This is a genomic window from Desulfobacula sp. (assembly GCF_030145145.1).
GTDB lineage: Bacteria > Desulfobacterota > Desulfobacteria > Desulfobacterales > Desulfobacteraceae > Desulfobacula.
The window spans coordinates 120,155-128,457 of sequence record NZ_JAQYWD010000012.1 but is presented as its reverse complement, the minus strand read 5'-3'; the positions used below and the strand labels follow the sequence as shown (position 1 = coordinate 128,457).

At 39.0% G+C, this 8,303-nt stretch carries 6 protein-coding genes; all 6 read left to right on the top strand.

Translation table 11 applies throughout. The features are described 5' to 3' along the window. Positions 1-772 precede the first annotated feature (772 nt). The 6 genes from Q1Q15_RS08875 (at position 773) to asnB (ending at position 8,233) form a co-directional block, all read left to right on the top strand. Positions 773-1,684 (top strand): sulfotransferase, encoded by a 912-nt coding sequence (locus Q1Q15_RS08875; RefSeq protein WP_300458619.1) that lies wholly within the window; start codon positions 773-775, stop codon positions 1,682-1,684. Continuing rightward, a complete protein-coding gene (locus tag Q1Q15_RS08870; protein WP_300458616.1) occupies positions 1,626-2,630 on the top strand; it encodes a glycosyltransferase family 2 protein in 1,005 nt (334 codons plus the stop codon). Before Q1Q15_RS08875 ends, Q1Q15_RS08870 begins: the two co-directional genes overlap by 59 nt. 78 nt (positions 2,631-2,708) lie before the next feature. Then, a complete protein-coding gene (locus Q1Q15_RS08865) occupies positions 2,709-3,896 on the top strand; it encodes a glycosyltransferase family 4 protein (protein WP_300458613.1) in 1,188 nt (395 codons plus the stop codon). Next, on the top strand, positions 3,897-5,150 hold the full coding sequence (locus Q1Q15_RS08860) for a putative O-glycosylation ligase, exosortase A system-associated (RefSeq protein ID WP_300458612.1): 1,254 nt from the start codon (positions 3,897-3,899) through the stop codon (positions 5,148-5,150). Between the two features lie 22 nt (positions 5,151-5,172). Beyond that, positions 5,173-6,234 (top strand): glycosyltransferase family 4 protein, encoded by a 1,062-nt coding sequence (locus tag Q1Q15_RS08855; protein WP_300458609.1) that lies wholly within the window; start codon positions 5,173-5,175, stop codon positions 6,232-6,234. Between the two features lie 55 nt (positions 6,235-6,289). After that, positions 6,290-8,233: an asparagine synthase (glutamine-hydrolyzing) gene (gene asnB / locus Q1Q15_RS08850; protein WP_300458607.1), complete on the top strand. Its 1,944-nt coding sequence runs from the start codon at positions 6,290-6,292 to the stop codon at positions 8,231-8,233. The last annotated feature ends 70 nt before the right edge of the window (positions 8,234-8,303 follow it).

Below are 8,303 nucleotides of genomic sequence, written 5' to 3'. Positions count from 1 at the left end.
AGTAAACATAAATGATTGCCTGATGTAAGAAATTCGGGCAAGTTATCATGGACTCTTGCAAAGTCATATTTAAGCATTCTTATCAGTATAACCAATTGAAATTATAAGTACAAAATTTTTTGATCTCCAATTTTTATGGGGCCATCAGTTTTGGAATAACAGGTTTGATTTTCCAATAATATTCAGCTTACAATAAGCAAATCAGTTACTGTATTTAAATTTTTCAATTTCAATAAAATTCCAAGCGCCTGTGAGGCGAAAATTTTGATAAAAACTATGCGGCCTTGCACTCACACTTGGAAAATTTTATGACTAATTCGATTCTGTAACAGCCTGACGCCAGCACAAAATGAAGGTAGTCAAAAAAAAATACTACAAATTATGGAATTATAAACAGACTGTGATAGCAGCGTGTTGAAAAATACTGGGTTGAAATGTTTCTTTGTGGGTTGAAAATTATAGACGGAGTGCAATTTTGGGAGTATTAAACAACCTCAAATTTCAGATGCTAAGCGCACTAATTGATGTTTATCGCGGAGAATGGGAAAAAAAATTGAAGTTCGAAAATGGTGTTGAGTGGTGGTAGAGGATTCCATTTATGTTGAGAAGAACAGCTTATGCATGTATCTTTCTTTTCTTATTGATTTTTAGATAATTTTATCGGATAAGGCTTGCGACGTCAATAGGGAGATTTCTTGGTTATTTTAAAGCAAACCGGAAATAAAAATACTATTGGCTTAAAGACAATTTTTATTTTTAGGGTTGAAATTGAATGTTATTTCTTAAAGAACCAAATCTATTTATCATTGGAGCGATGAAATCAGGGACAAGTTCATTACATCTATACCTGAATGAGCATCCGGATATCTTTATGTGCCAGCCAAAAGAGCCATCTTATTTTGTGGAGAGTAACCAGTTAAAAGCATATTGGAAAAACATGTGGGAAAAGGGATATTGGAAAAGCATAGAAGACTACCAGGCGCTTTTTAAAGATGCCAACTCATCAAAGATTATAGGGGAATCGAGCACCACTTATTCTAAATATCCCAGATTGACAGGTGTTGCCAAGAATATTAAAGCTTTTAACCCAGAAGCAAAATTAATTTATATTATGAGAGATCCCATTGAGAGGACTATCAGTCACTATTGGCATAATGTCAGATGGGAAGGGGAAACAAAAAAACCTCTCACTGCGATTAAAATAAATTCTCATTATAGAGAAGTTAGTATGTATGCGTTGCAGCTGAAGCAATATCTAAAATTTTTTGATATAGAACAAATCTACACAATTACAATTGAAGAGTTTCAATCAAACACTGAGAAAAACATACAACAAATATTCGAATGGCTTGGTGTTGAAAAGAGTTTTATCCCTGTGGGATTAAACAAGAAAGATCATGTCACACCAGATAAAATTCGTCAAACCAGAGGTATGGGAATTTTAAATAAATTCCGGCATTCTTTGGTTTGGGAGTCAATCAACCATTTTTTTCCAAAAAAAATCAAACAATTTGCAAGGCAGATTTCTGATCCACCAGTAATAAAAAGCGATGTCGATGTGGGTGAAGTTGTCGAATTTTTAAGACCAATGCAAATAAAGGAAACCGAGGAACTGGAAAGCTTGCTTGGTAAAAAATTCCCTGAGTGGAAAACGCTTTACAATAGGACAGCAAAAAAAGCTTAATTACCGAATGAGAATAAAACCAAAATTTTCAATTATCATACCTGTATACAACGGCTCGGGTTCAATAAAACATGCAATTGATTCAATTCTAATTCAGAGCTATAAAGCGCATGAAATAATAGTTGTAGACGATGGTTCCGATGATAATGTTGAATCGGTTCTACTGGAGTACAACTCGAAAATCGTAAAATATTATTACCAGGAAAACAAAGGTGTTTCCTCTGCGAGAAACAAAGGGGTTGATTTGGCAACAGGAGACTGGATTTGTTTTTTGGATGCCGATGATTGGTATTATAAAGACCGATTGCTGTTGCATGTTCAATTGATTAATAAATATCCTGATCTTGATTTTATGTCAGGAAATTTTGACTATATTGATGTTGATGGAAATCATCTCGGAACTTCTATGGGAAATACACCTGCAGGCGTAAAATTGTTGAATGATGCAGGACCCGATATCGATATCCTTCTGAAAAGCAACGATGTGATTTCATTCATTGAACACCCATTTGGTGACACGAGAACTTTAAGTGTTAAAAAAAAAATTATTAAAAAAATCGGCGGGTTCCCGGTTGAATTTTCAATATGCGAAGACGTTCATTTTTTAATTCGTTTATGCGCCTACTGTCAAACTGGAGGTATTATATGCTATCCAATTGCCGCCTATTTAGTTCATGACCACGGGTTGATCCGTTCTGATAAGCTAAGAGCTCAGCGTGAAACCCTGGCAGCGCTGCTATCATTACGACAAAATGACATTATACATAATAATAAAAATGCGGTTAAAGGTGTAAAATTGGCTATAAGAAGAGCACGACTGGATTTAGCCTATACATTTTTAAAAAAAAATATGAGGGAGAAGGCTATTAGAGCAGTTTTACCTCTAATAATTCAAAATCCAAAATTGCAGTCAATAAAAGATATCCTATCAGTAATACGCGGATAAGATTCATTCAAATATTACTCACGAAACTGATGCAAGAGCTATTGTCCAGTTTTTCGAACAAAAAAGGTAAATTTCGTATTGAATAAGAAAAATTTGCAAAAGGGATCAAAGTCAATCCTTGTTTTGACGGAACTCTTTTTACCTACGAAAGGTGGAACGGCAGTCTGGTTTGACAAAGTCTATCGGCTTTTGGGCGGGAAAGCCATTCATATTGTAACGGCGAATGTCTCTGGTGCGGATGCCCATGATAAGTACCATGAAAACACGATTCATCGTATCGACCTTTCGCGGTTCGCATGGTTGAAACCTGAGTCATTGGTCATGTATTTGAAATTGCTGTGGGCCTCCATTCGGCTTGGGCTAAAATATCGGTTCCAGATAGTTCATGCCGGTCGCGTCCTTCCGGAGGGGCTTGTTGGATTTTTTGCTGCAAGGGTGTTTAAAATCCCTTTGGTTATTTATGCGCACGGTGAAGAAATTACAACGTGGCGGCAACCGGTTAAATTAAGTGTGATGAAATATGTATACAGGCAGGCAGACGGTGTCATTGCCAATAGTGAGTTTACAAAACAGGAGCTGCTAAAAATAGGGGTTACTGAATCCAGAATCATAAATCTTTCACCAGGTGTGGATGTTCAGCACTTCAAGCCGGGATTGGTAACGGAAGACCTTAAAAAAAAGATTGGAGTTGGCGACAACAATAAGTTATTGCTATCTGTGGGGCGGTTAAGCCGACGGAAAGGTTTTGATCATACAATAAAGGCTTTATCCTGTTTAAGGAAAAAAGGGTTGGATGTTCACTATGCTATTGTAGGGATAGGAAAGGATAAACCCTATCTTGAGCAGTTAGCTCAAGATAATGGGGTGGTGAAACAGGTTCATTTTCTTGGTCACGTGAGCGAAGAAGACCTGCCACGATGGTACAATGCTGCAGATCTCTTTGTGATGCCGAATCGTGAAATAAATGGGGATACCGAAGGGTTCGGCATGGTGTTTCTTGAGGCCAATGCCTGCGGTAAACCCGTGATTGCCGGAATAGCCGGCGGCACAGGTGGTGCAGTGTTGGATGGAAAGACCGGTTTTAGAATAGATGGTACCCGTGTGGATGAATTGACAGATCATATTTGCAAGTTGCTGACGGACCAGACCCTGGCTCGGGAACTTGGGCAAAATGGTTTAAACCGGGTTCAGAATTCTTTCTCTTGGCAGTCTATAGCAGCAAAGACAGCTAAAATTAATTGCGCCATCGTGAAGGATAGAAAATAGATGCGAGATCTACTGGTTCTTGCCATAACTTCTGTCTCCATCTATCTGGGTCTGTTTAGACCCTGGATGGGGGTATTAGCCTTAGCACTGTTTACATTTGGTAATCCACATCGGTATGCATGGGGATACACAAGATCCATGCCTTTGTATTTTATGGTATTTGTCTCTGTGATTATAGGAATGGTCTTTAATGGAAAGGACAGGCAGCCATTCCCCTGGACCCGGGAGACAGCTCTTTTCATGGTGTTATTATCCTGGTTTACTTTAACGACTTATTTGTCTCCCGATATTCCTTATGCAGCCAAAGACCAATGGATAAAGGTCATGAAAATATACATCAGTATTTTTCCAACCTTCTGGATGATCAATACCAAGGACAAAATGAAGTGGTTGATTATAATCATTACGGTTAGTTTTGGTTTTATAGGTTTTAAAGGGGGGGTTTTTGCGATCGCAAACGGATTTTCTTACAGGGTTCAGGGACCTGGGGGTACTTTTTATGCCGGGAACAATGAAATCGGCCTTGCACTGAATATGACCCTGCCCCTGATTCTTTTAGCCGCTGGGCAGTTTGAAAGGAAGATTATAAAAATTTCGTTTCATACTGTTTTTTTCTTTTCGATATGCGCCATAATAAGTACCTGGTCACGGGGGGCAATGGTAACTCTATTTGTGGTGTTATCTGCGATAATTTTAAGCAGCAAAAAAAAAATACGCATTGTTGGGCTGTTTTTAGCAGCTTCACTGGTGATAGCAACTTTGCCCTCTGAAAAATTAAGATCTATCTTGCCTTCGGAATGGTTCGACAGAATGGATACCATTAAGACATATGAAGAGGATTCTTCTGCAATGAGTAGAATTTATGCCTGGAAGTACGGGATCAGAAGAGCCAATCAAAGCCCGTTAACCGGAGGTGGCTTTGAAACGTATCAAATAAACGGCACAGATGTTCATAGTGCCTATTTCGAGATACTGGGAGAACATGGCTATTTTGCCCTGATCATATGGCTCTCCCTTCTTTTTGGGACAATGTTCGCTCTTGAAAGATTGCGATCCCAGGCAAGGTATATCCAGGGCTATCTCTGGATCAAAGATTATGCCAGGGCGGTTCAGATATCATTGCTGGGGTATGCGGTGGGTGGTGCTTTTCTAGGGGTGGCTTACTGGGATTATTTTTACCACCTGGTGTCATTGTGTGTTTTGATGAAGGTTTTTCTTTATCGCGGTATTGCTGAACAGAGATTGGCTTCATGAAAATAGCGAAAGGCTAACTATTATGGGAAAAGGTATTATATTAATAGCACCCGAGTCCCCACCTTTTGGCGGTATGGCAACCCAGGCTTGTTTGTTGAAAGAAGGACTTACCAGAGAGAATATTCAAGTTTTTTTTGTTCCAACAAATAAATCCCCAAAGCTGTTTTCGGAAAAACTGTGGTTGCTTCCCGTATTCAGAACTGTTGGCAAGGTTTTTATTTATGTGGCAGGAATATTACGTTCGCTGAAATATTGCAGTAGTATTCATATTCTGGCCTGCTCGCATTTGTATTTTTATTTGAATGTTATACCGGCTATTGTTATCGGTAGAATCTATAAAAAAAGAGTGGTGGTTAACTATCGCGGTGGTGAAGCCGAATCTTTTTTCAAGGGATTTGCCGGGCATTTTTTAAACGTGTTCAAGCTATCAGACTCATTTATTGTTCCAAGCGGTTACTTGAAATCAATATTTGGAGAATTTGGTATTCAGGTAAAAGTGATACCGAATATTGCACAGATAGATAAGTTCCATTTTTCACCGCCTCACTATAAACATCATATTAAATTTATCTGTACTAGAAATTTTGAAGCCTATTACGATATCTTGACACTTATCAAAAGTTTTCAACTGGTTAGAAATGATCTTCCCACCGTATCTTTGACACTAATCGGTGACGGGTCATTAAAACAGGACATTCAGGATTGTGTGAAACGATCAGGCCTTACAGGGTGTGTCAAGTTTTTAGGAAAGGTAGATTCACAGGATATGCCGTATTATCTTTCCTGTCATGACATATATGTAAATTCCTCAGTTGTGGACAACTATCCGATTTCTATTTTAGAGGCATTCTCAAGCGGGCTTCCGGTCATTTCCACTTCAGCAGGTGGTATCCCCTATCTGATTGAAAATGATATAACAGGTATTCTTGTGGCCCCAAAAGACTATAAGGCCCTTGCCAGAAAGATGATCGACCTGGCAAACGACCCGGAGCTTGGAAGAAATCTGGCCGAAAATGCCAGGCGTATCGCTGATGACCATTCCTGGTCAAAGATTTGGTCAGCGCTTAAAAAAATATACGGCTGAGAGCATTATAATTTTATTTGAAGCAGGTTTCTACAACTTTGAAAGGAATAGAACTTTGTGCGGAATTACTGGAATATTTAATTTTGAAAATAAGGGTATTGATGCAGATACGCTTGTTCGAATGACCCGGACCCTTTTTCATCGGGGGCCGGATGAGGAAGGTTTTTTTGTAAATACACAGAATGCTGGGCTGGGAACTTGGAACAAAGAGAAAGTTGCCTGGAGATATTGTTCGGGGCAGGGTAATGTCGGTCTTGGTCACAGGCGCTTGAGTATTATTGATCTTGCTACCGGGCAGCAGCCTTTGTGTAATGAAGACGGCAGCATTTGGATCACGTTTAATGGTGAAATATACAACTTTCAGGAATTAAAACGGGACCTGGAGTCTAAAGGCCATCAATTTCGTACAAACTCAGATACCGAAACGATTGTCCATGCCTATGAAGAGTGGGGAACAAACGCCATAGAAAAACTTAGGGGAATGTTTGCATTTGCCATATGGGATGAAAATAAAAAGCAGCTTCTTTTGGCCCGCGACCGGGTGGGGAAAAAACCGTTGTATTATCTTGATGATCCCAAAAGACTGATCTTTGGGTCCGAGATAAAGGCTATTTTAGAAGTAAAGGACGTTTCAAGATCGGTTGACTATACAGCTCTTTATGACTATCTTTCCTTGCTTTATGTCCCAGCCCCAAAAACCATTTTTAAATCAATTAAAAAATTACCGGCAGGGCATTGGGCTATTGTTACTGCTGATTCAATACAGGTTGAATCATACTGGGATTTGTCTTTTTACCCTGATATGAATATCAGTGAGTCACAAATGACAGATGATTTGCTCAATATATTAGATGAAGCAACAAAAATTCGAATGATAAGTGAAGTACCGCTTGGGGCCTTCTTGTCCGGTGGGGTTGATTCTTCAGCGATCGTCGCATTGATGGCAAAAAGATCAAGTGAACCCGTTAAGACCAATTCAATTTCTTTTAGTGTGGCAAAATATAATGAAGCGCAATATGCCAAAAAAGTAGCAGACCTTTTTAAAACCGATCACCATGAATTCCATGTGACTCCAGAAGCGGTCTCCGTTATTGAAAAACTGGCTTGGCACTATGATGAACCGTTTGCAGATTCTTCTGCTGTGCCGACATATTATGTGTCTGAAATAGCACGTAAAAATGTTACGGTCTCCCTGTCCGGTGATGGCGGTGATGAGAATTTTGCCGGCTACAGGCGATATTATTTTGACATGAGGGAAAATTTTGTTCGAAGTCTTGTGCCGGAGAGGCTGAGACAGGTAGTTTTCGGAACAATAGGGAATCTCTATCCAAAAGCTGACTATCTTCCTCAGGTTTTCAGAGGGAAAGCATTTATATCAAATATTGCTCGAGATCCTGTTGATGCATATTATTTTTCAGTCAGTTCAATGTATGGACAAGAAAAACGTCAGTTGGTACATCCTGATATCTTGAATGAAATAGGCGATTACAGAACCCGTGATCTGTTCTATGATATTTACAAAAAAGCACCTGCCAAGGATCATCTTTCGAAAATACAATACCTGGATATTAAAACCTATCTCTGTGATGATATACTGACCAAAGTAGACCGGGCCAGCATGGCGGTATCTCTTGAGGTCAGGTGTCCGATATTGGATCATGTTTTCATGGAATATGTAGCGAAAATCCCATCAAAGTATAAACTGGTTGGAAAAGATGGGAAGTATATTTTCAAAAAAACTTTAAAAAAGTATCTTCCCGACGACATCCTGTATCGAAAAAAAATGGGTTTTGGCGTCCCGGTTGAAGAGTGGTTGAGAAAAGATTTAAAGGAATATGGCGGTAATTTAGTATTAAAAGGAGAAGCAAGCAAACTCTATTTGCAAAAAAACATGCTGGATAAATTTTGGAGCGAGCATCAAAAGGGATTGAGAAACCGGTCAACAGAACTTTGGATAATAATGATGTTGAACCTGTGGCACCGAGATTTCGCTGTATAACGATACTGCATGGCAAAATGGAATAAATCAAATATTTGTTTGATTATAAAACAGGAGTTTATATTAAAGT